24 protein-coding genes are annotated in these 25,226 nt (G+C 73.4%); 5 read left to right on the top strand and 19 right to left on the bottom strand.

The window, feature by feature from the left end; all coding sequences use genetic code 11:
* The first annotated feature begins 1 nt into the window (after nucleotide 1).
* Nucleotides 2-748 (top strand): beta-phosphoglucomutase family hydrolase, encoded by a 747-nt coding sequence (locus AB0881_RS14965; protein WP_366617348.1) that lies wholly within the window; start codon nucleotides 2-4, stop codon nucleotides 746-748.
* Entirely contained in the window at nucleotides 745-3,168 is a 2,424-nt protein-coding gene (locus AB0881_RS14970; protein WP_366617349.1) for a glycoside hydrolase family 65 protein, read from the top strand. Before AB0881_RS14965 ends, AB0881_RS14970 begins: the two co-directional genes overlap by 4 nt.
* Nucleotides 3,169-3,181: 13 nt before the next feature.
* Here AB0881_RS14970 and soxR read toward each other — a convergent pair whose 3' ends face one another.
* A complete protein-coding gene (soxR, locus tag AB0881_RS14975; RefSeq protein WP_366617350.1) occupies nucleotides 3,182-3,757 on the bottom strand; it encodes a redox-sensitive transcriptional activator SoxR in 576 nt (191 codons plus the stop codon).
* Between the two features lie 67 nt (nucleotides 3,758-3,824).
* Here soxR and AB0881_RS14980 point away from each other — a divergent pair, with 67 nt between their 5' ends.
* On the top strand, nucleotides 3,825-4,700 hold the full coding sequence (locus AB0881_RS14980) for a GNAT family N-acetyltransferase (RefSeq protein ID WP_366617352.1): 876 nt from the start codon (nucleotides 3,825-3,827) through the stop codon (nucleotides 4,698-4,700).
* 58 nt (nucleotides 4,701-4,758) lie between these two features.
* Here AB0881_RS14980 and AB0881_RS14985 read toward each other — a convergent pair whose 3' ends face one another.
* The 5 genes from AB0881_RS14985 to AB0881_RS15005 all read right to left on the bottom strand — a co-directional run bounded on the left by AB0881_RS14985 (nucleotide 4,759) and on the right by AB0881_RS15005 (nucleotide 9,905).
* Complete coding sequence (locus tag AB0881_RS14985) at nucleotides 4,759-6,591, bottom strand: phosphoenolpyruvate carboxykinase (GTP) (RefSeq protein ID WP_366617353.1); 1,833 nt, start codon at nucleotides 6,589-6,591, stop codon at nucleotides 4,759-4,761.
* A gap of 177 nt (nucleotides 6,592-6,768) precedes the next feature.
* Nucleotides 6,769-7,764, bottom strand: a complete 996-nt coding sequence (locus tag AB0881_RS14990) for an ABC transporter ATP-binding protein (protein WP_366617432.1) — start codon at nucleotides 7,762-7,764, stop codon at nucleotides 6,769-6,771.
* A 119-nt stretch (nucleotides 7,765-7,883) separates the two neighbouring features.
* Nucleotides 7,884-8,699 carry an ABC transporter permease gene (locus AB0881_RS14995; RefSeq protein ID WP_366617354.1) on the bottom strand — a complete coding sequence of 272 codons (816 nt, stop codon included), beginning with the start codon at nucleotides 8,697-8,699 and terminating at the stop codon, nucleotides 7,884-7,886.
* 4 nt (nucleotides 8,700-8,703) lie between these two features.
* Complete coding sequence (gene modA / locus AB0881_RS15000; RefSeq protein ID WP_366617356.1) at nucleotides 8,704-9,471, bottom strand: molybdate ABC transporter substrate-binding protein; 768 nt, start codon at nucleotides 9,469-9,471, stop codon at nucleotides 8,704-8,706.
* 47 nt (nucleotides 9,472-9,518) lie between these two features.
* Nucleotides 9,519-9,905, bottom strand: a complete 387-nt coding sequence (locus AB0881_RS15005; RefSeq protein ID WP_366617357.1) for a helix-turn-helix transcriptional regulator — start codon at nucleotides 9,903-9,905, stop codon at nucleotides 9,519-9,521.
* A 210-nt stretch (nucleotides 9,906-10,115) separates the two neighbouring features.
* Here AB0881_RS15005 and AB0881_RS15010 point away from each other — a divergent pair, with 210 nt between their 5' ends.
* Nucleotides 10,116-10,790 (top strand): hypothetical protein, encoded by a 675-nt coding sequence (locus AB0881_RS15010; RefSeq protein ID WP_366617359.1) that lies wholly within the window; start codon nucleotides 10,116-10,118, stop codon nucleotides 10,788-10,790.
* On the opposite strand, the gene AB0881_RS15015 is transcribed toward AB0881_RS15010, so the two are convergent.
* From AB0881_RS15015 to AB0881_RS15075, 13 genes are all read right to left on the bottom strand, one after another.
* A complete protein-coding gene (locus AB0881_RS15015; RefSeq protein ID WP_366617361.1) occupies nucleotides 10,787-10,990 on the bottom strand; it encodes a hypothetical protein in 204 nt (67 codons plus the stop codon). The genes AB0881_RS15010 and AB0881_RS15015 overlap by 4 nt on opposite strands.
* A 126-nt stretch (nucleotides 10,991-11,116) precedes the next feature.
* A complete protein-coding gene (gene der / locus AB0881_RS15020; RefSeq protein WP_366617363.1) occupies nucleotides 11,117-12,502 on the bottom strand; it encodes a ribosome biogenesis GTPase Der in 1,386 nt (461 codons plus the stop codon).
* 216 nt (nucleotides 12,503-12,718) lie between these two features.
* Complete coding sequence (gene cmk / locus AB0881_RS15025; protein WP_366617364.1) at nucleotides 12,719-13,381, bottom strand: (d)CMP kinase; 663 nt, start codon at nucleotides 13,379-13,381, stop codon at nucleotides 12,719-12,721.
* A gap of 126 nt (nucleotides 13,382-13,507) precedes the next feature.
* Complete coding sequence (locus tag AB0881_RS15030; RefSeq protein WP_366617366.1) at nucleotides 13,508-14,599, bottom strand: prephenate dehydrogenase; 1,092 nt, start codon at nucleotides 14,597-14,599, stop codon at nucleotides 13,508-13,510.
* A 50-nt stretch (nucleotides 14,600-14,649) separates the two neighbouring features.
* Nucleotides 14,650-15,012 carry a chorismate mutase gene (gene aroH, locus AB0881_RS15035; RefSeq protein ID WP_366617367.1) on the bottom strand — a complete coding sequence of 121 codons (363 nt, stop codon included), beginning with the start codon at nucleotides 15,010-15,012 and terminating at the stop codon, nucleotides 14,650-14,652.
* Nucleotides 15,013-15,039: 27 nt separating this feature from the next.
* Complete coding sequence (locus tag AB0881_RS15040; protein ID WP_366617368.1) at nucleotides 15,040-15,771, bottom strand: pseudouridine synthase; 732 nt, start codon at nucleotides 15,769-15,771, stop codon at nucleotides 15,040-15,042.
* Nucleotides 15,768-16,445 carry an SMC-Scp complex subunit ScpB gene (scpB, locus tag AB0881_RS15045; RefSeq protein WP_366617369.1) on the bottom strand — a complete coding sequence of 226 codons (678 nt, stop codon included), beginning with the start codon at nucleotides 16,443-16,445 and terminating at the stop codon, nucleotides 15,768-15,770. The genes AB0881_RS15040 and scpB overlap by 4 nt, the downstream gene beginning before the upstream one ends.
* The gene (locus AB0881_RS15050; RefSeq protein ID WP_366617434.1) at nucleotides 16,442-17,269 is read right to left on the bottom strand and encodes a segregation/condensation protein A; all 828 of its coding nucleotides are present in this window, start codon (nucleotides 17,267-17,269) and stop codon (nucleotides 16,442-16,444) included. The genes scpB and AB0881_RS15050 overlap by 4 nt, the downstream gene beginning before the upstream one ends.
* Nucleotides 17,270-17,491: 222 nt before the next feature.
* A complete protein-coding gene (locus AB0881_RS15055; protein ID WP_366617437.1) occupies nucleotides 17,492-18,367 on the bottom strand; it encodes a ParA family protein in 876 nt (291 codons plus the stop codon).
* Nucleotides 18,368-18,554: 187 nt separating this feature from the next.
* Nucleotides 18,555-19,604: a site-specific tyrosine recombinase XerD gene (locus AB0881_RS15060; protein ID WP_366617370.1), complete on the bottom strand. Its 1,050-nt coding sequence runs from the start codon at nucleotides 19,602-19,604 to the stop codon at nucleotides 18,555-18,557.
* Nucleotides 19,605-19,608: 4 nt separating this feature from the next.
* Nucleotides 19,609-20,259, bottom strand: coding sequence for an NUDIX hydrolase (locus AB0881_RS15065; RefSeq protein WP_366617372.1), 651 nt, complete (start codon nucleotides 20,257-20,259; stop codon nucleotides 19,609-19,611).
* Complete coding sequence (locus AB0881_RS15070; RefSeq protein ID WP_366617374.1) at nucleotides 20,256-21,941, bottom strand: CTP synthase; 1,686 nt, start codon at nucleotides 21,939-21,941, stop codon at nucleotides 20,256-20,258. Before AB0881_RS15070 ends, AB0881_RS15065 begins: the two co-directional genes overlap by 4 nt.
* Before the next feature lie 258 nt (nucleotides 21,942-22,199).
* Nucleotides 22,200-23,627 carry a hypothetical protein gene (locus AB0881_RS15075; RefSeq protein ID WP_366617375.1) on the bottom strand — a complete coding sequence of 476 codons (1,428 nt, stop codon included), beginning with the start codon at nucleotides 23,625-23,627 and terminating at the stop codon, nucleotides 22,200-22,202.
* Nucleotides 23,628-23,945: 318 nt separating this feature from the next.
* Here AB0881_RS15075 and pip point away from each other — a divergent pair, with 318 nt between their 5' ends.
* Nucleotides 23,946-24,917, top strand: coding sequence for a prolyl aminopeptidase (pip, locus tag AB0881_RS15080; RefSeq protein WP_366617377.1), 972 nt, complete (start codon nucleotides 23,946-23,948; stop codon nucleotides 24,915-24,917).
* Nucleotides 24,918-25,226: the final 309 nt, after the last annotated feature.

Genomic DNA, 25,226 nt, shown 5'->3' on the forward strand with positions numbered 1-25,226 from the left:
GATGCTGGGATTGCCGGATGACACCGAGGCCTGCCTGTTCGACCTCGACGGGGTGCTGACCCGCACCGCCGCGGTGCACGCGGCGGCGTGGAAGGAGATGTTCGACGGCTACCTGAGGGAACGGGACGGCGCCGGTTTCGTGCCGTTCGACCCGGTGACCGACTACGCGACGTACGTGGACGGCAAGCGGCGCGAGGACGGGACGCGGTCCTTCCTGGAGTCGCGCGGGATCACGCTGCCGGAGGGGGACCCCGACGACCCGCCGGAACGCGAGACGATCCGGGGGCTGGGGAGCCGCAAGAACGCGCTGGTGCTGAAGTTGATCGACGAGCAGGGCGTGGAGACGTTCGACGGCTCGATCGACTACGTGCGCGCGGCGCGGAAGGCCGGGCTGAGGACGGCCGTGGTGTCGTCCAGCGCCAACACCGTCCAGGTGCTGCGGGCGGTGGGGATCACCGGCCTGTTCGACGCGCGGATCGACGGGGTGATCGCCGCCGAGCGCGATCTGCCGGGCAAGCCGGCCCCGGACATGTTCGTCGCGGGCGCCGAGGCGGTCGGGACGGCCCCGGCGCGGGCGGCGGTGTTCGAGGACGCGCTGGCCGGCGTGGAGGCCGGCCGGGCCGGCGCCTTCGGGTACGTGGTGGGCGTCAACCGGGTGGACGGCAGGCACGCGGCGGCGCTGGCCGAGCGCGGCGCGGACGTGGTCGTGGACGATCTTTCGGAGCTGCTGGAGAGGGAGGCCCGATGACCGAGCCGGAGGCGCGGGCCGCCGCCGAGCGCCCCGTGTACGCGGTGGACCCGTGGTGCGTGCGGGAACCGGAGCTGCGGCTGGACCGGCTGCCGCAGAGCGAGTCGGTGTTCGCCCTGTCGAACGGGCACCTGGGGCTGCGCGGCAACCTCGACGAGGGCGAGCCGCACGGGCTGCCCGGCACCTACCTCAACTCGTTCTTCGAGAACCGGCCGCTGCCGTACGCCGAGGCCGGGTACGGCTACCCGGAGGAGGGCCAGACGGTCATCAACGTCACCAACGGCAAGCTGATCCGGCTGCTGGTGGACGACGAGCCGTTCGACGTCCGGTACGGGCGCCTGCACCGGCACGAGCGGGTGCTCGACATGCGGGCGGGGACGCTGACCCGCGAGGTGGAGTGGAGCTCGCCGGCCGACGACCGCGTCAAGATCACCTCGACCCGGATCGTGTCGCTCGCCCAGCGGGCGGTCGCGGCGATCTGCTACGAGGTCGAGCCGGTGAACGAGGCCGTCCGGATCGTGGTGCAGTCGGAGCTGGTGGCCAACGAGACGCTGCCCGACCTCGGCGACGACCCGCGGGTGGCGGCCGCGCTGGAAAGCCCCCTGGTCGGCGAGGAGCACGTGCACAACGGGACCAAGGTCGTCCTCGTGCACGCCACCCGGGGAAGCGGCCTGCGGATGGCCGCCGCGATGAGCCACCAGATCGACGGGCCGGAGAACATGGCGGTCGACGCCGAGAGCTCGCCGGACGTCGGCCGGGTGACGGTGGCGACGGAGCTGGAGCCCGGGCAGAAGCTGCGGATCGTCAAGTACATCGCGTACGGCTGGTCCTCGCGGCGGTCCCGGCCCGCGCTGCACGACCAGGTCGTGGGGGCGCTGGCGGCGGCGCGGCACACCGGCTGGGACGGGCTGCTGGAGCAGCAGAGCGAGTACCTGCACGACTTCTGGCGCGGGGCCGACGTCGAGGTGGACGGCGACGCCGAGATCCAGCAGGCGGTCCGGTTCGGGCTGTTCCACGTCCTTCAGGCGGGCGCCCGGGCGGAGCGGCGGATGATCCCCGCGAAGGGGCTGACCGGCCCCGGGTACGACGGGCACACGTTCTGGGACACCGAGACGTTCGTGCTGCCGGTGCTGACGTACACCCATCCGGCGGCCGCGGCGGACGTGCTGGCCTGGCGGCACATGACGCTGCCGATGGCGTGCGAGCGCGCCCGGCAGCTCGGCCTGCGGGGCTCGACGTTCCCCTGGCGGACGATCCGGGGCCAGGAGTGCTCCGGCTACTGGCCCGCCGGGACGGCCGCGTTCCATATCAACGCCGACATCGCGGACGCGGTGGTGCGGTACGTGGACGCCACGGAGGACGACCGGTTCGAGCGCGAGATCGGGCTGCGGCTGATGGTGGAGACGGCCCGGCTGTGGCGCGGCCTCGGCCACCACGACGTGGAGGGCGTCTTCCGGATCGACGGCGTGACCGGCCCGGACGAGTACACCGCCGTCGTCGACAACAACGTGTACACGAACCTGATGGCACGCCGGAACCTCCAGGAGGCCGCGCGGATGGCGATGCGCCACCCCGATCTGGCCGAACGGCTCGGGGTGACCACCGAGGAGGCGGCGTCGTGGCGGAACGCGGCGGCGGCGATGTTCATCCCGTACGACGACCGGCTCGGCGTGCATCCGCAGAGCGAGGGCTTCACCAACCACGCGAAATGGGACTTCGAGGGGACCAGCCCCGACCACTACCCCCTGCTGCTGCACTTCCCGTACTTCGACCTCTACCGGAAGCAGGTCGTCAAGCAGTCGGACCTGGTGCTGGCGATGCACCTGTGCGGGGAGGCGTTCACGCCGGAGCAGAAGCGCCGCAACTTCGAGTACTACGAGGCGCTGACCGTGCGGGACTCCTCGCTGTCGGCGCAGTCGCAGGCCGTGCTGGCGGCCGAGGTCGGGCAGCTGGACCTGGCGCACGACTACCTGGGCGAGACCGCGCTGATGGACCTGCACGACCTGAACCGCAACACCCGCGACGGGCTGCACATCGCCTCGATGGCCGGGGCGTGGAGCGGGCTGGTGGCCGGGTTCGGCGGGATGCGGGCCGCCGACGGGTGCCTGTCGTTCGCGCCGCGGCTGCCCGAGGGCATCAGCCGGCTGGTGTTCCGGATGCGCTACCGCGGCAACCGGCTGCGGGTGACCGTCCGGCCGGAGAGCGCGCTGTACGAGCTGCGCGAGGGCCCGGGGCTGCGGCTGCGGCACCACGGCGAGGAGTTCACGCTGGCGGCCGGGGAGCCGGCGGAGCGGCCGATCAAGCAGCTGCCGGCGGCGCCGCGCCCCGCCCAGCCGCCCGGCCGCCAGCCGATCCCGCGCCGGTCGGACCCGCACATGCGCGACGCCCAGGACGAGCCGGGGCGCGGCTCCGTGGCCTGACGCCGCCGGGCCGTCAGCGGTCGGCGGGCACGCAGGGGCCGCCGTCCGTGCCACCCGCGCCACCCTGGCCGTTCGCGTCCTTCGCACCGTCTTCGGCGGCGGGACCGGCGCACGCGCCGCCGCCGGGGCGGGAGCGTTCCACCATCAGGCGGCGCGGGCCGGGGCCCTCGTCGCCCAGCTGGTCGTAGGGGTTGGCCAGCGCGCACTTCTTGATCGACAGGCAGCCGCAGCCGATGCAGTCGGTGAGGTCGTCGCGCAGCCGCTCCAGCTGGGCGATCCGGTCGTCGAGGTCGGCCCGCCAGGTCTCCGAGAGGCGCGCCCAGTCGTCCACCGTGGGGGTGCGCTCCTCGGGCAGCGTGGCGAGGGCCTCCTTGATGTCGGCCAGCGGGATCCCGACCCGCTGCGAGATCTTGATGAACGAGACCCGGCGCAGCGTGTCGCGGGTGAAGCGGCGCTGGTTGCCGGCGGTGCGGCGGCTGCTGATCAGCCCCTTGGACTCGTAGAAGTGCAGCGCGGACACCGCCACCCCGCTGCGTTCGGCGAGCTGGCCGACGGTCAGCTCGTGCACCCTGAACTCCAGACGCGTCATGCGGGGCAGCCTAGCCCATCCTCAATTATGGTTGAGGTCGCCAGGATGATCTACTACCGTCCGCGCCATGCGCCCCTATTCAGGCCCCTCCGACCTGCGCGCGATGCAGGCCCTCACCCAGCGCCTCGGCCCGCGGGACGGCCGCTGGCACATCGGCGAGCTGGTCTGGTACCGCTACCAGCACCTCGGCCACGGCGAGGGGCCGCCGACGGCCCTGTGGGAGCGGGACGCGGAGGTCGTCGCGTGGGCCTGGACCGCCGGGCCCACTGAGCTTGACCTGCACCTCGACCCCGCCCACCCCGACCTGCTGGACGAGATCCTGGCGTGGTTCGACGGGATCGCCCCGGACGGCGGGCCGCGTACCGTCACGGTCCTGGACGCCGAGACCGGCCTCATCGAAGGGCTGCGGCGGCACGGCTACCGGGAGGACACCGCGCCGGGCCCGTTCTTCGTCCATCTGCGCCGCGACCTGGCCGGGCTGCCCGAGCCGGAGGTACCCGCCGGCTACACGCTGCGCCACGTGCGGGACGCGCGGGACGCCGAGGTCCGGGCGGCGGTGCACCGGGCGGCGTTCTCGCGGCCGGACGCGCCGTCGAAGGTCACCGGTGCCGCGTACGAGCGGCTGATGGGCGTCTGGCCGTACCGGAACGATCTGGACTGGCTGGTCGAGGCGCCCGACGGCACGCCCGCCGCGTTCTGCCTGGTCTGGGCGGACGAGCACAACCGGGAGGCCGTGCTCGAGCCGGTCGGGACCGATCCCGGCCACCGGCGGCGCGGCCTGGCGAGCGCGGCGATCCTGGCGGCCCTGCGCGCGGCGCGCGGCCTGGGGATGGAGACGGCCCGGGTCGCTGCCCGGGGCGACGACGCGTACCCGTCGGCGCGGGCGGCGTACGCGTCGGTGGGGTTCCGCCGTACGGGCCGCAACGTGGCCTACGTACGGTAAGACGCGGAGCGGGCCGTGCCGGTCGCCCCCGGCACGGCCCGCTCCCCCTGCGAAGGACTCAGTGGCCCAGGCGGTTCACCAGGGCGTTGTACTCGTCCCACAGCTCCTTGGGCAGGTGGTCGCCGAAGGTCTCGAAGTGCGCGGGGACCAGGGCGGCCTCCTCCTTCCAGACCTCGGTGTCGACCGAGAGCAGCGTCTCCAGGTCGGCGTCGGCGAGGTCCAGGCCGTCGGTGTCCAGCGCCGCCTTGGTCGGCAGGTGGCCGATCGGGGTCTTGACGGCGTCGGCCTGGCCGTTGAGGCGCTCCACGATCCACTTGAGCACGCGGCTGTTCTCGCCGAAGCCGGGCCAGATGAACCTGCCGTCGGCGTCCTTGCGGAACCAGTTCACGTAGTAGATGCGGGGCAGCTTCTCGGCGTCGGTGGACTTGCCGATCTTCAGCCAGTGGCCGAAGTAGTCGCCCATGTTGTAGCCGCAGAACGGCAGCATCGCGAACGGGTCGCGGCGCAGCTCGCCGACCTTGCCCTCGGCGGCGGCGGTCTTCTCGGACGCCACGTTGGCGCCCAGGAACACGCCCTGCTGCCAGTCGAACGACTCGGTGACCAGCGGCACCGCGGTGGCCCGGCGGCCGCCGAACAGGATCGCCGAGATCGGGACGCCCTTGGGGTCCTCCCACTCGTCGGCGATGATCGGGCACTGCCCGGCCGGGGTGGTGAAGCGCGCGTTCGGGTGGGCGGCGGGGACGCCGGACTCCGGCGTCCAGTCGTTGCCCTTCCAGTCGGTGAGGTGCGCCGGGGGCTCGTCGGTCAGGCCCTCCCACCACACGTCGCCGTCGTCGGTGAGCGCGACGTTGGTGAAGATGCTGTTGCCCCACAGCGTCTTGACCGCGTTGGCGTTGGTGGAGTCGCCGGTGCCCGGCGCGACGCCGAAGAACCCGGCCTCGGGGTTGATCGCGTACAGCCGGCCGTCCTCGCCGAACCGCATCCACGCGATGTCGTCGCCGATCGTCTCGACCTTCCAGCCCGGGATGGTCGGCTCCAGCATGGCGAGGTTGGTCTTGCCGCAGGCCGAGGGGAACGCGGCCGCGACGTAGCGGGTCTCGCCCTCCGGCGGGGTGAGCTTGAGGATGAGCATGTGCTCGGCCATCCAGCCCTCGTCCCGCGCCATGGTCGAGGCGATGCGCAGCGCGTAGCACTTCTTGCCCAGCAGCGCGTTGCCGCCGTAGCCGGACCCGTACGACCAGATCTCGCGGGTCTCGGGGAAGTGCGAGATGTACTTGGTGGAGCTGCACGGCCACGGCACGTCGGCCTGGCCCGGCTCCAGCGGCGCGCCGACCGAGTGGACGGCCTTGACGAACTGGCCGCGCTCCTCGATGAGGCGCAGCGCCTCGGCGCCCATCCGCGTCATGATCTTCATCGAGACCGCCACGTAGGCGGAGTCGGTGATCTCGACGCCGAGCTGGGAGATCTTGCCGCCCAGCGGGCCCATGCAGAACGGCACCACGTACATGGTGCGGCCCTTCATGCAGCCCTTGAACAGCTCGCCGAACGTCTCGCGCATCTCGGCGGGCGCGATCCAGTTGTTGGTGGGACCGGCGTCCGCTTCCTTTTCGGAGCAGATGTAGGTGCGGTCCTCTACTCGCGCGACGTCACTCGGGTCGGACGCGGCGTAGAAGCTGTTGGGCCGTTTCTCGGGGTTGAGGCGTTTGAGCGTGCCCTGCTCCACGAGGAGGCCGGTCAGGCGCTCCCATTCGGCCTCGGACCCGTCGCACCATTCGATCCGATCGGGCTGGGTCAGCTCGGCGATCCCGCGCACCCAGTCAAGCAGCGCGGCGTGACTGGTGGGGGCCTGGTCGCGACCGGGGGCCGACGACGCAGTGACCTGGTTGGACACGGGCAACTCCTTCAGCTCTTCGCAGGATCTTTGCATCATGAACAAAAGGCGACGTCTTTGCCATTTGGTCTGGACCAATCGGGACCGTTTTCGGGGCTTGCACCCGCCTTATGTGACTGATATCACCAGGCTCGGTCTTGGAGCGGTGACCTGCCCATGACCGGGGTATGACGAAGTTCACGCGGGGTAAACATGCGTTTCGGTTGCCTTGACCGCCGCCCATACCCGGCTTCCTTCGGTCAATTCGAGTTCGGCGACCGCGCCGGGCGTCACGTCCGCCGCCGCGGCGAGCGGCGGGCCGTCGAGACGGACCCGTACGCGGTCGCCCTGGCGCTCCACGGCGCCGACCCGGGCCCGCCACAGGTTGCGTGGACTGCCGTCCGGCCGGGAGCGGTAGAGCGCCACGGCCGATGGCGCGAAGGCCAGGAAAACCTCACCCTCCAGGCGGTCCACGGTGTCCAGGCGGCCACCACCATCACGCAGGGTGACCGTTCCTCCGGAGGCATGGCCTCGGTAAAGATTCAGGCCGACCAGGCGCGCCACGTAGCCGGTGCGGGGACGGCGGGCCACCTCGGCGGGCTCCCCCTCCTGGACGACGCGGCCGCCCTCCAGCACCACCAGCCGGTCGGCGAGCACCATGGCGTCCAGCGGATCGTGCGTGACCACGACGGCGGCGCCGCCGAAACCGGCCAGATGGCGGCGCAGCGCCGCGCGGATCTCCAGCCGGGTGTGCGCGTCCAGAGCGGACAGCGGCTCGTCCAGGAGCAGCAGGCGCGGCCGCACGGCCAGCGCCCTCGCCAGCGCCACCCGCTGCGCCTGCCCGCCCGACAGCGCGCGGGGGCGGGCGGCCGCGTACTCGCCGAGGCCGACCCGCTCCAGCCATCCGGCGGCCTCCCGGCGCGCCTCGCGGCGGCCAGTCCCCTGGGCGCGGAGCCCGAACGCGACGTTCTCCAGCGCGCTCAGGTGGGGGAAGAGCAGGTAGTCCTGGAAGACCATGCCGATCCGCCGTTTCTCGGGCGGCAGCGCGTGGATCGCGGCGCCGTCCACCCGGACGCGCCCGGTCCCGTCCGCCATCGGCGTCAGGCCGGCGAGGGCGCGCAGCGCGGTGCTCTTGCCGGCGCCGTTGGGGCCGAGCAGCGCCACGACCTCGCCGGGCGCCGCGGCCAGCTCCATGTCCAGGTCGAACGCCCCCCGCCGGACGACCAGCCGCGCGTCCAGCCCCTCGTCGCGCCCCACGTTCGGCCCCTCGCCCGGCCCCTCGCCCGGCCACTCGTCCCGCGCGGGCCCGGCGCTCACGCCGAGCCTCCCGCGCCGGTCCACCGGTCCCGCAGCGCGACCAGGACCAGCACCGAGACCGCCAGCAGCACCAGGCTCAGCACGATGGCGGCCTGCGGGTCGGACTCCAGCGCGAGGTAGACCGCCAGCGGCATCGTCTGCGTCCGGCCGGGGAAGTTGCCCGCGAACGTGATCGTCGCCCCGAACTCCCCCAGCGCCCGCGCCCAGCACAGCACCGCCCCGGCCGCCACGCCCGGCGCGACCAGCGGCAGCGTGACCCGGCGGAACGTGGTCCAGCGGCCGGCGCCGAGCGTCGCGGCCGCCTCCTCGTACCGCGGGTCGGCGGCGCGCAGCGCGCCCTCCACGCTGATCACCAGGAACGGCATCGCGACGAACGTCTCGGCCAGCACCACCCCGGCGGTCGTGAACGGCAGCGTGATCCCGAACGCGGCGTCCAGCCACTGCCCGGCGAGCCCGCGGCGCCCGAGCACCATCAGCAGCGCCACGCCGCCGACCACCGGCGGCAGCACCAGCGGCACGGTCACCAGGGCCCGCACCAGCCGGGCCCCCCGGAACGGCACCCGCGCCAGCACCCAGGCCAGCGGGACGCCGAACAGCAGGCACAGCGCGGTGGCCAGGGTCGCGCTGACCAGCGACAGCCGCAGCGCCTCCAGGACGTGCGGCTCGGCCAGCCGCGTCCCCAGCGTCGACCACGGCGCGCGGAACAGCAGCCCGGCGAGCGGCAGCACGAGGAACGCCAGCCCGATCAGCGCCGGGACCATCAGGATCAGCGGCGGGCGCCCGGACGGGCCCTCCCTCAGCGGGCGGCGCATGGCCTCACGGGGCCTCGAACCCCGCCTGGACGAGCGCGCTCCGGCCCTGCTCCGACCGTACGAGCCGGACGAACCCGGCGGCGAGGTCGCGGCGCGGCGCCTTGTCCAGCGCGGCGATCGGGTAGTCGTTCACCGCCCGGGCGGACTCGGGGAACTCGACGCCGCGGACCTCGCCCGCGGCCGACCGCGCGTCCGTCCGGTAGACCAGTCCCGCGTCGGCCTCCCCCAGCCGGACCTTGGTGAGGACCGCCTTGACGTCCTGCTCCTCGGACGCGGGACGCAGCCGCACCCCGGCGGCGGCGAGCGCCTTCCCCGCCGCCGCGCCGCACGGCACCTGAGCGGCGCAGACCACGACCTTCAGCCCCGGCCTGGCCAGGTCGCGCAGGCCGCGGACGGCGGCCGACCCGTCCCGGGGCAGCGCGATCACCAGCCGGTTCCGGGCGAAGACCCGCGCCTGCCCGGCCTCGACCGCGCCGCCGCCGGCGACCTTCGCCATCGTCGCGGTGTCGGCGGCGGCGAACACGTCGGCGGGCGCGCCCTCGGCGATCTGCCGGGCGAGCGTGGAGCTGCCGCCGAAGTTGAACCGGACCCTCACCCCGGGGTGCGCGGCCTCGAACGCCTTGCCCAGCGAGGTGAACGTCTCGGTCAGCGACGCGGCGGCGAACACGGTCAGCGTCCCCCCTCCCCCGCCGCGCGACCCCTCGATGTCCCCGCACCCGGCCAGGGCCAGTGGCAGCACCGCGGCCAGGGCGGCGGCCACTCCCGTCCGCAACGGAAGCCTTCTCACTCTGCCACCCACTCGGCCACCCACTCGGCCACTCACTCGGCCACCTCGACGACGACATTGGTGGACTTCACGACGGCCTCGGCGACCACCCCGGGCGCCAGCCCGAGCTCGTCGGCAGCCTCCCGGCTCATCAGCGAGACCACCCGGAACGGTCCCGCCTGCATCTCGACCTGGGCCATGACGCCGTCCCGGACGACCTCGGTGACGATGCCGCGCATCCGGTTGCGCGCCGAGGACGCGCGCAGCTCCGCCTGCCCCGCCTCGGCGCGGACGAAGGCGGCCAGCTCGGCGGCCGGGACGATCCGGTGCCCGTGCGCGTCGCGGGCGGCCGGCAGCCGGCCGCCGTCCACCCAGCGGCGGACGGTGTCCGGGCTCACCCCGAGCAGCGCGGCCGCCTCACCGATCCTGAAGGTCGTCACCGGGCCACCCTAACCTGCCGCATTCGCCAGTCATAGGCCGGGACAAGGCTCGTATCTACTGGGTGATTCACCCGCTGGATATGGCAGCAGCGATACCGCCGGACGCCACCGCCGGGGTGGGCGCGTCGGCGGGCGGCGCGCTTGAGGCGGAACGAGGCGGGTAAAGGGCCGCCAAATCCAAATACACCACCCGGTCAGGAGGAAAGGGTCATGACTGGGACCATGCGGGTACCGCGCAGCCGTGGCGCCCTCAGCGGGACTCTGCTCGTGCTGCTGGGCCTATGGGGCGGGCTGCTCCCCTTCGCCGGCCCGTACCTGGACTTCGGCTTCTCCCCCGACGAACCGTGGGTCTACACCATCGACCGGCTCCAGCTCAGCGTCGCCCCGGCCGCGGCCACCGTGCTGGGCGGCCTGATCGTGCTGGCCGTCGCCAACCGCGCCGTCGCGATGGCGGGCGCATGGCTGGCCGCGCTCGGCGGCGCCTGGTTCGCGGTCGGCGGCCCGGTCGCCGCACTCTGGGACGTCCAGGGCGTCGGCGCCCCGATGGGCACCGGGGAGGGCAGGCGGCTGGCCGAGCAGCTGGCCGGCTTCACCGGGCTCGGGGTGGTCGTGGTGTTCCTCGCCGCGCTCGCGCTGGGCCGGATGGCCGTGGTCGGCGTGCGCGAGGCCGGAATGCGCGAGACGGGGACGCGCGAGGCCGGGACGCGCGGCGCGCACGAGCCGTTCGGCGAACGGGCCCCGGCGGACACGAGCGGCACCACGCAGCCGATCCCGGCCCAGGGCCGCTACGCGCGGCACGCCCGGGAGGAGCGGGGGCCGTTCGAGCCGAAGGAGCCGGACCCGTACGACCAGCGCGTCGCCGGGGAGCGCAGGGAGCCGCGCTAGCGGTTCCTGGAGCGCATGTTGCGGACGGACTTGTGCGTCTCGTAGCTGCCGCGCTCGTCGTCCAGCCGCACGTCGTCGCGGTCGGTGAACATGGCGACGAACGCCACGAGCAGGCCGACGCCGCCGATCCACGGCTCCTTCCACACGAAGGCGAGGGCCAGGCACCCCAATGCGACCGTCATCAGCAGCAGCAGCTTCATGGCACCCCTCGACAGCGCGACCCGCACACCGAACCAAGTAAGCGGTAGGTTACAACACGGACGATTACTGCATGGTGACATGAGACGGCCCGCCCGGGGAAGACCGGGCGGGCCGAACGATCACCGCTACTTGCGCTTGCCGCGCTTCTCGCGGATCTTCATCGTGATGTCGAGCGGGGTCCCCTCGAAGCCGAACTCCTCGCGCAGCCGCCGCTCGATGTACCGGCGGTAGCCCTCCTCCAGGAACCCGGAGGTGAACAGCACGAACCGCGGCGGCCGCACCCCCGCCTGGGTGGCGAACAGGATCCGCGGCTGCTTGCCGCCCCGGATCGGGTGCGGGTGCGAGTTCACCAGGTCGGCGAAGAACTGGTTGAGCTTGGACGTCGGCACCCGGTGGCCCCAGCCGTCCAGCGCCGTCTCGATGCCCGGCACCAGCTTCTCCATGTGCCGCCCGGTACGGGCGGAGATGTTCACCCGGGGCGCCCAGCGCGCGTTGTGCAGCTGCCGGTCGATCTCGCGCTCCAGGTAGTGCCGGCGCTCCTCGTCCAGCAGGTCCCACTTGTTGTACGCGATCACCAGCGCGCGGCCGGAGTCGATCACCATCGAGATGATCCGCAGGTCCTGCTCGGCCAGCGGCTCGGTGGTGTCGATCAGCACCACCGCGACCTCGGCCCGCTCCAGCGCCGACTGCGTCCGCAGCGTGGCGTAGAAGTCGGCGCCCTGGTTCTCCCGGTGCCGCCGCCGGATCCCCGCGGTGTCGATGAACCGCCAGGTCTTGCCGCCCAGCTCGATCATCTCGTCCACCGGGTCCCGGGTGGTGCCCGCGACCGCGTCCACCACCGCGCGGTTCTCCCCCGCCAGCTGGTTGAGCAGGCTGGACTTGCCGACGTTGGGACGGCCCAGCAGCGCCACCCGGCGCGGCCCGGCATACTCCTCGAACGACTCGGCGGGCGCCTCCTCGGGCAGCGCCTCCAGCACCGCGTCCAGCAGGTCGCCGCTGCCGCGCCCGTGCAGCGCGCTGACCGGGTGCGGCTCGCCGATGCCCAGCCCCCACAGCATCGCCGCGTCGGCCTCGGCGGCCACGTCGTCGACCTTGTTGGCCACCAGCACCACCGGCTTGCCGGACCGGCGCAGGATCTCCACCACGGCCTCGTCGACGTCGGTGGCGCCCACGGTCGCGTCGACCACGAACATCACCACGTCGGCCAGGTCCACGGCCAGCCGCGCCTGCTCGGCGATCGCGGCGGCCAGCCCGGAGGCGTCCGGCAGCCATCCGCCGGTGTCCACCACCGTGAAGCGGCGCCCGCTCCACGTCGCGTCGTAGGCCACCCGGTCCCGGGTCACCCCCGGCACGTCCTCCACGACCGCCTCGCGCCGCCCGATGATCCGGTTGACCAGCGTCGACTTGCCGACGTTGGGGCGCCCGACCACGGCCACCACCGGCGCGGGCGCCTCCTCGGCCCCCGGCGCCGTGGCCGTCTCGATCTCGTACTCGCTCACTGTCCTCGTCATCTCCGTGTACCCGCGGGGAGACCCCGCAGCACGATCAACTCCCGCGTCCTGCGGGACCGCGTTCAGGCGCCGCCGGCGCCCTCCCGCGTACTAGTCGCGCTCTGTGTCGTCAGCGAACGGGAGAGGGCGCCGCACGGCGCCGCCTTCCCTCATCGCTCTGGTCGCCGGCTTCCGCCGGTTCCTGATCCGCACGGCGCCGCTCCCTCCGCGGCCCGCTCAATCACGCTCCTTGGCGAGGCGGACCACCGCCTCGATCACCTCGTCGAGGCTCAGCTCGGTCGAATCGATCTCCACGGCGTCGCCGGCCCTGGCCAGCGGGGACGCCTTCCGGGTGGAGTCGAGCCGGTCCCGGCGGGCCTGCTCGGCCTGCGTCACCGTGACCGACGCGCCCGGGTCCGCGGCCAGCTCCCTGGCCCGCCGCGCGGCCCGCGCCTCCTCGCTCGCGGTGAGGTAGACCTTGACCGCCGCGTCCGGCGCCACGACCGTGCCGATGTCGCGGCCCTCCACCACGATGCCCCCCGCGCCGATGATCTCGCGCTGGAGCTCCACCAGCCGCGCCCGGACCTCCGGGACCGAGCTGACCGCGCTGACCGCGTTGGTCACCCCGCGGGTGCGGATCGGGGCGGACACGTCCGCGCCACCGACGGTGATCGTCGGGCCGTCCGGGTCGGTGCCGGACTCGATCACCGGCTCGGCCGCCCGGGCCGCGACGGCCGCCGCGTCCTCCACCGGGACGCCCTCGTTCAGCATCCACCACGTCATGGCGCGGTACATCGCGCCGGTGTCGAGGTAGCGCAGGCCGAGCGCGCGGGCCACTCCCTTGGAGGCGCTGGACTTGCCCGACCCGGAGGGGCCGTCCATGGCGATGACGAGCGGCACGATGCTCCCTTTCTCAGCGGCGGGGGCGGGCTGCAGGCGGCCCGGAGATCACGCGGGCGCCGAACGGCACCCGACGTGCCAGGCTACCGCCGCCGCGGCACCGCCGGGGCCCGCGCGCGGCGGGCCTCACGCCGGTACGGACCAGCCGCGGGCGCGCAGCTCCGCGGCCAGCGTCTCGGCCGCCTCGGGCTTGACCGACAGCTCCAGCACGCCGAGGGGGCGGCCGGGCGAGTGCTCGATCGTCACGTCCTCGATGTTGACCCCGGCGATCCCCGCCGCCTGGAAGATCATCGCCAGCTCGCCGGGACGGTCGGGGATCACGACCTGGACGACGCTGTAGGCGGACGCCTCACCGCCGTGCTTGCCCGGGATCCGGGCCCGGCCGGCGTTGCCGCGCAGCAGCAGGTCGGCCACGTGCGTGGCGGCCTCCTCGCTGCCGTCGCGCAGCAGCGACGCCGCGACCGCCAGGTCGGTGGCCACGGCCTCCAGCACGTCGGCGATCGGCGCGGAGTTGGCCGACAGGATCCCGATCCACAGCCGGGGGTCGCTGGCCGCGATGCGGGTGACGTCCCGCACGCCCTGCCCGGCCAGTCCCAGGGTCACGTCGTCGGCACCGGTCAGCCGGGCCGCGACGGCCGCCGACACCACGTGCGGGCCGTGCGAGACCATCGCGACGGCCTGGTCGTGGTGCCCGGCGTCCACCACGACGGGCTCGGCGCCGCAGGCGCGGGCCAGCGCGGTGACGGCCGCGAGCGTCTCGGGCGCCGCGGCCTCGGTCGGGCACAGCGCCCACGGCCGGCCCAGGAACAGGTCGCCGCGGGCCGCCGCCGGCCCGGACCGCTCGCGGCCGGCCAGCGGATGGCCCGCCACGAACGTGCTCAGGTCGCAGCCCAGCTCGGCGGCCTGCCGCAGCGGCAGCGCCTTGACGCTGGCGACGTCGGTGTAGGCGGTGGCCAGGCCGCGCTTCTGCGCGTCCAGCAGCGTCACCGCGACGGCCGCCGGCGGCACCGCCAGCACGGCGAGGTCGGCGGGCTCGGCGGCGGCGCCGTCCGGCAGCGCCTCGCCCGCGCCCAGCTCCACCGCCATCGCCAGCGACGCGGCGTCCCGGTCGGTCAGCAGCACCTCGGTGCCGCGCTCGCGCATCGCCAGGGCGATCGACGTGCCGATCAGCCCCGTCCCGATCACGGTGATGCGCGCTGGAATGCCCTCTTCAGCCACCCCACCAGCGTAGCGGCCCGGGCGTACGGCCCCGTCCCGCCGCCGCGCGCTCACTGCGCGATGTCGAGCCGCAGCGCGGTGGCCCCGCGCAGGTAGACGTGCTGGATGTCCGCCCGCGGCCGGTCGGTCTCGATGTGCGCCATGAGCCGGATCACCCGCGGCAGCGCGTGCGGCACCGCGATCTCCGACGCGCACAGCAGCGGCACCTCGTGGAAGCCGAGCTTGCGCGCGGCCAGCGCCGGGAACTCCGACACCAGGTCCGGTGTCGCGGTGAACAGCACGCTGATCACGTCGTCGGTGGTGAGCGCGTTGCGGCTCATCACCTCGCTGACCAGCTCGGTGGTCGCCGCCAGGATCTGGTCCCGATCGTCGGTGTCGACCTGCGTCGCCCCGCGGACCGCGCGTACCGCCACTTCGTCGTCCTCCCCGCTCTTTCCGTCCTACAGATCCACGGCCTTGTACAGCTCGCCAACCTCTTTCACGGTCAGCGCGCGCAGCCCGCCGGGCTTCAGCTGGCCCAGCTTGATCGGCCCGAACTCTATTCGGGCCAGCTGCTGGACCGGGAACCCGACCTCCTTCAGCAGGCGGCGGACGATGTGCTTGCGGCCCTCGTGCAGGGTGATCTCCACCAGCACCCGCTTGCCGACCTGGTCGAAGATCCGGAACTTGTCGGCCTTGGCCGGCCCGTCCTCCAGCGTCACCCCGGCCCGCAGCCGCTTGCCCAGATCGCGCGGGATCGGGCCGTGGATCTCGGCCAGGTACGTCTTCTGCACGCCCCAGCTGGGGTGGGTGAGCCGGTGCGACAGCTCGCCGTCGTTGGTGAGCAGGATCAGGCCCTCGGTGTCGGTGTCGAGCCGGCCCACGTGGAACAGCCGCTCGGGCACCTCCACGTAGTCGGCCAGCGACTTGCGGCCCCGCTCGTCCGACATCGTGCTCACCACCCCGCGCGGCTTGTTGATCATGTAGTAGCGCATCTCGGCACGGGTCTCGACCCGCCGGCCGTCGACATGGATCACGTCCCGGCTCGGGTCGACCCGCTCGCCGAACCGGAAGATCTTGTTGCCGTTGACCTTGACCCGGCCCTCGCCGATCAGTTCCTCGCAGTGGCGCCGGCTGCCGATCCCGGCCTCGGCCAGGACCTTCTGCAGGCGTACGCCCTCGTTTTCAGTCACTTTTCCTCGATGATCTCTTCTGGCAGGTCGTCGGGCAGGAAGGGGGCCAGCTCGGGCAGCTCCTCCAGGTCGCGCAGGCCCAGCCGTTCCAGGAAGTACCCGGTGGTGCGGTAGAGGTGCGCCTGGGTCTCGGGGTCCTGGCCGGCGTCCTCGATGAGGCCGCGCAGCGTCAGGGTACGGATCACGCCGTCGCTGTTGACGCCGCGGATCGCCGACACCCGGGCCCGGCTGACCGGCTGCCGGTACGCCACCACCGCCAGCGTCTCCAGCGCCGCCTGCGTCAGGCGCGCCTGCTGGCCGTCGGTGACGAAGCGCTCCACGACCGGGGCGCACACGTCCCGGGTGTAGTAGCGCCAGCCGCCGGCGACCTCCCTGAGATCGAACCCGCGGCCCTGCTCGGTGTATTCCGCCGACAGCTCGCGCAGCACGGCGGTGATCTCGTGGGTGGGCCGCTCCAGCAGCTGGGCGAGCGTGATCTCGGCGACCGGCTCGTCCACGACCAGCAGGATCGCCTCCACCGAGGCCCGCAGGCCGGGGAACCCCTCATCGCCGGACTCGGCGGCCTCAGTGGGCTCAGTGAGCTCCGTGGGCTCGGCGGGGCCGGCGGCCTCGGCGGGCAGCGCCGGATCGCGAGGGGCGCCGCCGGGCGCGTCCTCGCCGGGTCGTTCGGTCATCGGCCTCGTCCTTCTCCGGGCTCGTTCTTCCCGGGCTTCCCGGGCTCCGCCTTCTCGGGCTCCTTGGCGCCCTCGTACGCGTCGCCCACCCGCACCTCGCCCTCGTCGGTGCCGGTCCAGGTGATGTGCAGCTCACCGAGCGGCTCGGGCTGCTCGAACGCGACCGCCTGCTCGCGGTACAGCTCCAGCAGCGCCAGGAAGCGCGCCACGATCTCGAACGTGCCCGCGCAGTCGTCGGTCAGCACCCGGAACGTCGTCGCGCGCAGCTCCCGCAGCCGCTCGACGACGATGGCGGCCTGCTCCTTGACGCTGGTCTGCGCCTGGTAGATGTGCTCGACCGACACCGACGGCGGCGCCTTGGGCGTCAGCGCCTTCGCGGCCAGCCGCGCGAACTCGGCGGGTCCCAGCCCGAGCAGCACCTCCGGCAGCAGGTTGGCGAACCGGGGCTCCATCGGCACCATCCGCGGGTAGCGGCGGCCCTGGTCGGCGATCCGCGCGGTGAAGACCTTGGCGACCTCCTTGTACGCGCGGTACTGCAGCAGCCGCGCGAACAGCAGGTCGCGGGCCTCCAGCAGCGCCAGGTCCTCCTCGTCGTCGACCTCGCCCGAGGGCAGCAGCCGGGCCGCCTTGAGGTCGAGCAGGGTGGCCGCGACCAGCAGGAAGTGGCTGGCCTGGTCGAGGTCCCACTCCTTGCCGTGCGAGCGGATGTGCGCGATGAAGTCGTCGGTGACCTTGTGCAGCGAGACCTCGGTGATGTCCAGCTTGTGCTTGGAGATCAGCCCGAGCAGCAGGTCGAACGGGCCCTCGAAGTTGTCCAGGTGCACCTGGAAGCCGCGCGCCTGGCCCGCGTCCTCGGCGCCCGGACCGGCGTCTGCCCCGGTCTCTCCGGCTGCTCCGGTCTCCGAGGTCTCCCCGGTGCCCTGCTCCGGTGGCGTCTCGTCCACGCCGCTCACGGTAGCCGAGCCCACCAGGTGTCCCTCTCGTCACGCCGCCGCTGGAGGGACCATCGTCCCACGGCCGCGGAGGCGACCGGACCGGCCGGCGGCTCAGTCCTCGTCGTCGTCGGCGTTCCAGCGCTGCAGGACCTCGCGGGCCAGCCCGCGGTAGGCGTTGGCCCCCATCGAGTTGGGGTCGAAGTAGGTGATCGGCTCACCGGCGACGGTCGCGTCCGGGAACCGCACGGTGCGGTTGATCACCGTGTGGAAGACCTTGTCGCCGAACGCCTCGACGATGCGGCCGAGGACCTCGCGGGTGTGCAGGGTGCGGGAGTCGTACATCGTGCCGAGCACGCCGTCGATCACCAGGTCGGGGTTGATCCGGCCCTGCACCTTGTCGATGGTCTCCATCAGCAGCGCCACGCCGCGCATCGCGAAGTACTCGCACTCCAGCGGGATCAGCACGCCCGCGCTGGCGGCCAGCGCGTTCACGGTGAGCAGGCCCAGCGACGGCTGGCAGTCGATCAGGATGTAGTCGTAGTGCGGCACCGCCGACTTCAGCGAGTGCGCCAGGATGTACTCCCGGCCCACCTCGTGGACGAGCTGGACCTCGGCGCCCGACAGGTCGATGTTGCTGGGCAGCAGGTCCATGCCGTCGACGCCGGTGTCGATGACGACGTCCTCCCAGTCGGTGTCCGACTCCAGCAGGAGGTTGTGGATCGTCATGTCGAGCTGGCGCGGGTCGCCCTTGCCCAGGCCGACCGACAGCGCGCCCTGCGGGTCGAAGTCCACCAGCAGCACCCGGCGGCCGTACTCGGCGAGCGCGGCGCCCAGGTTGATCGTGGTGGTGGTCTTGCCGACGCCGCCCTTCTGGTTGCAGATGGACACGATGCGGGCGGGGCCGTGCTCGGCCAGCGGCTCAGGGTCAGGGAAGCTGGGCACGGGACGCTGCGTCGGCCCGAGCGCTCGGCTCGGATCGGTCTCGATGGTGGCCGAGGAGAGGACCCCTCCCGTAGCCTGCGTGCTCGTCAACAGAATCCTCCCCGGTGGCCGAAAATGCCATCCAGAACCGGGACTCTAAGGCTTGACACCAGCGGTCACAAGCCGACGCGCGCCCTTGGTCGCGATTTGCGCCGGCCAGGGACGGGCGGTCCCGGGCGTGAAAAAGGAACGGTCAGCCCCGTGCGCGGGGATGGGAGGTGGCGTAGACCTCGCGCAGCAGCTGCACCGTCACCAGAGTGTAGACCTGTGTCGTCGTCACCGAGGCGTGTCCGAGCAATTCCTGCACCACCCGCACGTCCGCTCCCCCGTCGAGCAGATGCGTCGCGAACGAATGCCGCAGCGTGTGCGGGGAGACGTCGGACAGCTTCGCCCGTTCCGCGGCGGCGCGCAGCACCATCCACGCGCCCTGCCGCGACAGCCGGCCGCCGCGCGCGTTCAGGAACAGCGCGGGCCCGCCCCGCCCCGCCGCGCTCAGCACCGGACGGGCCCGGACGAGGTAGGCGTCGATCGCGCGGCCCGCGTATTCGCCGACCGGGACGACGCGGGTCTTGCCGCCCTTGCCGGCGATGCGGGCGAAGCCCTCCCCGAGGTCGAGGTCGTCGACGTCCAGGCCGACCGCCTCGGAGATGCGGGCGCCGGACCCGTACAGCAGTTCCAGCAGCGCCCGGTCGCGCAGGGCGCGCGCGGTGTCGGCGTCGCCGCCGCCCTCGGCGCCGGTCCCGGCCGCCGCCAGCAGCCGCTCGACGTCCTCGATGGAGATCGCCTTGGGCAGCCGGCGGGGCGGCGTCGGCGGCTTGACGTCGCGGGCCGGGTCGGTGCCGGCCAGGCCCTCCCGCAGCGCGAACCGGTGCAGCCCGCGGACGGCGACCACCGCGCGGGCGGCCGAGCCCGCCGACAGCGGCGGATGCCCGGCGCCGCCCTCGCGCAGGCCGACCAGGAACGCGCGCACGTCGTCCTCGGTGACCTGGTCGACCGCGGTGCGGCCGCGCCCGTCCAGCACGGTCACGTACCGCCGCAGGTCGCGCCGGTACGAGCTGAGCGTGTTGGCGGCCAGGCCCCGCTCGACGGCCAGGTGGCCGAGGTAGGTGCGCACCGCCGCGCCCAGGGCGGTGCCGGGCCACGTCTCGTCGGCGCCGGGCCGCGCGAGGCTCCGGCCGGTCGTGCTCGGGGTCAGTTGCGGCACCTCTTCCCAGGGCGGGGCGGCCGAGAGGGACGCGCCCATCATGTCAGCCTTCGGGCGCCTCCACCGGCCGCAGCCCGCGGTAGCCGGCGGCCCGGGCGGCGTGCGCCGCCAGGATCCCGGTGACCGCGATCGCGTTGTGCAGCTCGCCGGCCAGCACCTTGCGGACGGCCTCGTCCAGCGGCACCCACACCACCGGCATGTCGGCCTCCTCGTGCACCCGCTCGAAGTCGATCTCGTCGGCGGGCACCTCGGTGAGGTCGCGGGCCAGGAAGATGCGGACCCGCTCGTCCGACATGCCGGGCGAGGTGAGCACGTCCGCGAGGACGTCCCAGCGCGCCGCCCGGTGGCCGGCCTCCTCCAGCAGCTCCCGCGCGGCCAGCTCGTGCAGCGGCTCGCCGCGCACGTCGCGGAGCCCGGCGGGCGCCTCCCACAGCATCCGCCCGGCGGCGTGCCGGTACTGGCGCAGCAGCAGGACGCGGCCGGCGGCGTCCACGGCGATGATCCCGACCGAGCCGGGATGCTCGATCACGTCCCGGTGCACGATCTCGGTCGTGGCGCCGTTCGGCATCCGGACCGCGTCCCGCCGGACGGCGAAGATCCGGCCCTCGAACTCCCGGTCCGACCCGGTGACCTCCCACTTCGCGGGCGAGTCCCGTACGGCGTCCGGCGCTCGCGGCGTGTCGCGGTCGCTCACGGGGCGGGCACCGCGCCGGCGCCGCCGCGAAGCTCCGCATGGTCGAGCGCCGCCGCGATCAGCCCGGCGAACAGCGGGTGCGGGCGGGTCGGCCGGGACAGGAACTCCGGGTGCGCCTGGGTGCCGACGAAGAACGGGTGCACCTCGCGCGGCAGCTCGACGTACTCGACCAGCCGCCCGTCGGGCGACAGCCCGCTGAAGACCAGCCCGGCCTTCTCCAGCTGCTCGCGGTAGGAGTTGTTGACCTCGTAGCGGTGGCGGTGCCGCTCGGACGCCTTGGCCTCGCCGTACAGCTCCCGGACGATCGAGCCCTCGGCCAGGTCGGCCGGGTAGAGGCCGAGCCGCATGGTGCCGCCCATGTCGCGCTCGCCGGCGACCACGTCGACCTGGTCGGCCATCGTGGCCACCACCGGGTGCGGGGTGGCCGGGTCGAACTCGGCGCTGCCCGCGTCGGGCAGCCCGCCGTTCGACCGGGCCGACTCGATCACCATGCACTGGAGGCCGAGGCAGATGCCCAGCAGCGGGACGCGGTTCTCGCGGGCGTGCCGGATCGCGCCGAGCTTGCCCTCGATGCCGCGCACCCCGAAGCCGCCGGGGATCAGCACGCCGTCGGCGCCGTCCAGCTCGCGCCGGGCGCCCTCGGGCGTCTCGCACTCGTCGCTCTTGACCCAGCGGATCCTGACCTTGGCGTCGTTGCCGAACCCGCCGTGCCGCAGCGCCTCGGTGACCGACAGGTACGCGTCGGGCAGGTCGATGTACTTGCCGACCAGCGCGATCGTGACCTCGCGGGCCGGGCGGTGCACCCGGCGCAGCAGCTCGTCCCAGGCGCCCCAGTCGACGTCCCGGAACGGCAGCCCGAGCCGGCGCACCACGTAGGCGTCCAGGCCCTCGGCGTGCAGCACCTTGGGGATGTCGTAGATGCTGGCGGCGTCGACGGCCGAGACCACGGCCTCGCGGTCCACGTCGCACATCATGCTGATCTTGTTCTTCAGCCCGTCGGTGATCGGCCGGTCGGAGCGGCACACGATCGCGTCGGGCTGGATGCCGATGGACCGCAGCGCGGCCACCGAGTGCTGGGTCGGCTTGGTCTTCAGCTCGCCCGACGGGCCGATGTACGGCAGCAGCGACACGTGCAGGAAGAAGCAGTTGTCGCGGCCGATCTCGTGCCGGATCTGCCGGACCGACTCCAGGAACGGCTGCGACTCGATGTCGCCGACCGTGCCGCCGACCTCGGTGATCACGATGTCGACCTCGGAGTCGGCGGCCATGCCGCGGATCCGGTCCTTGATCTCGTTGGTGATGTGCGGGATCACCTGGACGGTGTCCCCCAGGTACTCCCCGCGCCGCTCCTTGGCGATCACGTTGGAGTAGACCTGGCCGGTGGTGACGTTGGCGGACCCGTGCAGGCGGGTGTCCAGGAACCGCTCGTAGTGGCCGATGTCGAGGTCGGTCTCGGCCCCGTCGTCGGTGACGAAGACCTCACCGTGCTGGAACGGGTTCATCGTCCCGGGGTCCACGTTGAGGTACGGGTCGAGCTTCTGCATCGTGACGCGAAGGCCGCGCAGGGCCAGTAGCCGGCCCAGGCTGGACGCCGTCAGTCCCTTGCCGAGGCTGGAGGCGACACCGCCGGTGACGAAGAGGTGCTTGGTAGGACGTGATCTACCAGTGGCTGCCGAAGGCAAGAAGGCGCTCCCGTGGTCGTTGCGAGGCGGACGGTACCGCACTGTCCACGGGCCACCAGAATAACAGGCACGGCGGCATGCGCCGTCCGGGTCGTGCCCGGCGGGGCGCGCCGGGCCCCTGGTCAGAGGCTCCGTACCGGGCCGGATGGCCGAATCGGGCGCGGGGGCGGGCCGTACACCGTGAAAACGCAGGAACGCCGCCCGCGCGGTCGCGGGCGGCGTTCCGGGGCGTTCCGCGGCTTTCGCGCGGGTGGCGGCTCAGATCCGCGGCGCCGCGGTCGGCATGATCGTCCGCAGCTGGCGGGTGAGCTCGTCGATCAGCGAGCGGGCCTGGTCGGCGGCCTGCCGGGCGGCGTCGCGCTCCTGCGACAGCTCGGCGATCGCGGCGCGCTGCTCGGTCACGGCCTGGGCGAGCTGGTCCACCCACTGGTCGCGTTCCTTGAGCTTCTCGGCGATCGCGTCCCGCTCGGCGGCCATCTGCCGCATCCCGGAGACGGCGTTGTCGCGCTCCCGGCCGGCCTGGTCGACCTGGCCGCGGGCCAGGGTCGCCTCCGACTCGGCGCGGGCCTGCGCCTGCACGGCCGCCTCGCGGCCGCGCTCGGCGGCCTCCCGGGCCTGGACGGCGCCGTCCCGCTCGCGCTCGGCCTTCTTGGCCGCCTCCAGCGACTGGGCGGCGGTGTCGAGGGCCTGCTCGCGCTCGGACTCGGCGGCCTGCAGCCGGCGGCGGGCGTCCTCGGCCTCCTTGGCGGCGCCGGTGACCGCGTGCTGGAGGTTCTGGATCTTCACCTCGGCGTCGGCGAGCTTGGCCCGCAGGCCCGACATCTCGCCGTGCGCCGCCTCCAGCGCCCGCGACAGCTCGGAGGCCTGCTCGGCCATCCGGTCGCGCTCGCCCTCGGCGGTGCGGCGGCCGGCGACGGCGTCCTCGACGGCGCGCAGCGCGTCGTCGCGGGCCTCGCTCATGGCGTCGCGCTGGGTGATCGCCTGCCGGACGGTCGCCTCGGCCTCGGCGACGCGCCGTTCCGCCTCGCCCGCGCGGCGCTCGGCGTCGGCGGCGCGGCGGTCGGCCTGCTCCATCCCGGCCTGCGCCTGCTCCATCTGGGAGCGGGCCTGCTCGGCCTGGGCGCGCGCCTGGTCGGCCTGCACCCGGGCCTGCTCGGCCTGGCCGCGGGCCTGGTCGGCCTGGGCGCGGCCCTGCTGGGCCTGGTTCCAGGCCGCGGCGGCGTCGCGCTGCGCCTGCTCCTTCTCCGCCTGGATCGCGGAGATCTGGGTGGACGCCTCGGCCTGCGCCTCGGTGATGCGGCGCTCGGCCTCCACGGCGCGCCGGTCGGCCTGCTCGGCCTGCCCCCGCGCCCGCTGCACCTCGCCCCACGCCGCCGCCGCGTCCCGCTGCGCCGACTCCTTCTCCGCCTGGATCGCGGAGATCTGGTTCTGCGCGTCGGTCTGCGCCTCGCTGACCTTGCGCTCCCCCGCCGACAGGGCGTCGCCGATGAGGTCGGCCATCTGGCGCAGCCGCTCGACGATGTCCCAGGGCTGCGCCTCCTGCCGCTCGGGCTCGGTGCGGGCCGCGTCGCCGGGCTGCCGCCCGGCCGCCTTGATCGGCTGCGCGGCCGCGTCCCGGGCCGTGGCGGGCCAGGGCGTGCCGGTGTTCTGGACGGGGCGCGACCCCGATCCGTTCAGCTCGCTCACGTGTCTCCTCGCCTGGCGGCGCGGTGCCGCGTTCGCGGGGCCCTGATGCGCATCGGCGTGCACATCGGCGTACACATCGCCGTACCCGTCGCCGTACCCATGGTGTTCGCCGCACTCCTCGCCCGGCGGCCGAAGTCCGCCCGGCGGCTCGTCGCTTCGCTCACCCAAGGCACTCTAGTGCCGACCAGCAAGGCGTTTGCCCAGTTTGGGGTTTAGTTTCTTGATCCCCGCGGTCTATTCGCACGCATAGAACGCCGCGACTCCCAGCGTACGGGCGTTCCCGGCCGCGACCTCACCCCGATGGGACAATCACCGGTCATGGAGTTTCGGACCCTGTATCCGCCGATCGAGCCGTACGACTCCGGGCTGCTCGACGTCGGCGACGGCGACCAGATCTACTGGGAGGTCAGCGGCAACCCGGACGGGAAGCCGGCGGTGATGGTGCACGGCGGGCCGGGCGGCGGGTGCAGCCCGGAGCACCGACGGCAGTTCGACCCCGCGGCGTACCGGATCGTGCTGTTCGACCAGCGCAACTGCGGCCGCAGCCTGCCCCACGCGGGCGACCCCGCGGTGTCGCTGGAGAACAACACCACCTGGAACCTGGTGGCCGACATGGAAAGGCTGCGTGAACACCTGGGCATCGACAGGTGGCTGGTGTTCGGCGGCTCGTGGGGCAGCGCGCTGTCGCTGGCGTACGCGCAGGCCCACCCGGACCGGACCTCGGAGCTGGTGCTGCGCGGCATCTTCATGCTGCGGCCGTTCGAGCTGTACTGGTTCTACCAGGAGGGCGCGTCGCTGCTGTTCCCCGATCTGTGGGAGGACTTCCTGGCGCCGATCCCCGAGGACGAGCGCGACGACCTCATCGCCGCGTACGCCCGGCGGCTGCACTCCCCCGACCGCGAGGTACGGGTCGCCGCGGCCCGGGCGTGGTCGCAGTGGGAGGGCCGCACGGTCTCGCTGCTGCCCGACCCGGAGCGGGCCGACCGGTTCGGCGAGCCCGACTACGCGGTCTCGTTCGCCCGCATCGAGAACCACTACTTCGTCAACGAGGGGTTCTTCGAGGAGGAGCAGCTGCTGCGGGACGTCGACAAGATCCGGCACATCCCCGCGGTGATCGTCCAGGGCCGGTACGACGTGTGCACGCCGGCCGCGACGGCGTGGGACCTGCACCGGGCCTGGCCCGAGGCCGACTTCCACATCGTCGGCGACGCGGGGCACGCCTACAGCGAGCCGGGGATCCTGCACCGGCTGATCGAGGCCACCGACCGCTTCGCCGGCAGAGCGGGCTGAGCGGGCCGGGCAGGCCGGGCGCCCCCGCGGCGGCGCCCGGCCGCCCCCTTACACCATCTGACGCTCCGGCCTGACGGAAACCTGACAACCGGCCGGCGGGCCGGAGCCGCGTCCCCGCGGGCCCCGTGCGGCGCACGGGGCCCGCCGCACGCCTCCCACCTCGATCGACGCAACGTGACGCCGACCTCACGCGGCACGTTGACACAGGTCCGGTGTGATTCACGTCACAAAAATGAGACAAAGATTTCGTCATCTCGCCGTAACAAATCATTAGAGTGACCCGCGACGGCACCTCCGCGCGCCCACCTG

The organism is Spirillospora sp. NPDC029432 (assembly GCF_040703975.1).
Lineage (GTDB): Bacteria > Actinomycetota > Actinomycetes > Streptosporangiales > Streptosporangiaceae > Spirillospora.

Bases quoted from the DNA above. Each gene is read 5' to 3' on its own strand.
- der (WP_366617363.1), bottom strand. From the start codon at position 12,502: ATGACGAGGACAGTGAGCGAGTACGAGATCGAGACGGCCACGGCGCCG.
- AB0881_RS14980 (WP_366617352.1), top strand. From the start codon at position 3,825: ATGCGCCCCTATTCAGGCCCCTCCGACCTGCGCGCGATGCAGGCCCTC.
- soxR (WP_366617350.1), bottom strand. From the start codon at position 3,757: ATGACGCGTCTGGAGTTCAGGGTGCACGAGCTGACCGTCGGCCAGCTC.
- AB0881_RS15060 (WP_366617370.1), bottom strand. From the start codon at position 19,604: ATGGGCGCGTCCCTCTCGGCCGCCCCGCCCTGGGAAGAGGTGCCGCAA.
- pip (WP_366617377.1), top strand. From the start codon at position 23,946: ATGGAGTTTCGGACCCTGTATCCGCCGATCGAGCCGTACGACTCCGGG.
- AB0881_RS14990 (WP_366617432.1), bottom strand. From the start codon at position 7,764: ATGGAGCTGGCCGCGGCGCCCGGCGAGGTCGTGGCGCTGCTCGGCCCC.
- AB0881_RS14995 (WP_366617354.1), bottom strand. From the start codon at position 8,699: ATGCGCCGCCCGCTGAGGGAGGGCCCGTCCGGGCGCCCGCCGCTGATC.
- AB0881_RS14965 (WP_366617348.1), top strand. From the start codon at position 2: ATGCTGGGATTGCCGGATGACACCGAGGCCTGCCTGTTCGACCTCGAC.
- AB0881_RS14970 (WP_366617349.1), top strand. From the start codon at position 745: ATGACCGAGCCGGAGGCGCGGGCCGCCGCCGAGCGCCCCGTGTACGCG.
- scpB (WP_366617369.1), bottom strand. From the start codon at position 16,445: ATGACCGAACGACCCGGCGAGGACGCGCCCGGCGGCGCCCCTCGCGAT.
- AB0881_RS15010 (WP_366617359.1), top strand. From the start codon at position 10,116: ATGACTGGGACCATGCGGGTACCGCGCAGCCGTGGCGCCCTCAGCGGG.
- AB0881_RS15015 (WP_366617361.1), bottom strand. From the start codon at position 10,990: ATGAAGCTGCTGCTGCTGATGACGGTCGCATTGGGGTGCCTGGCCCTC.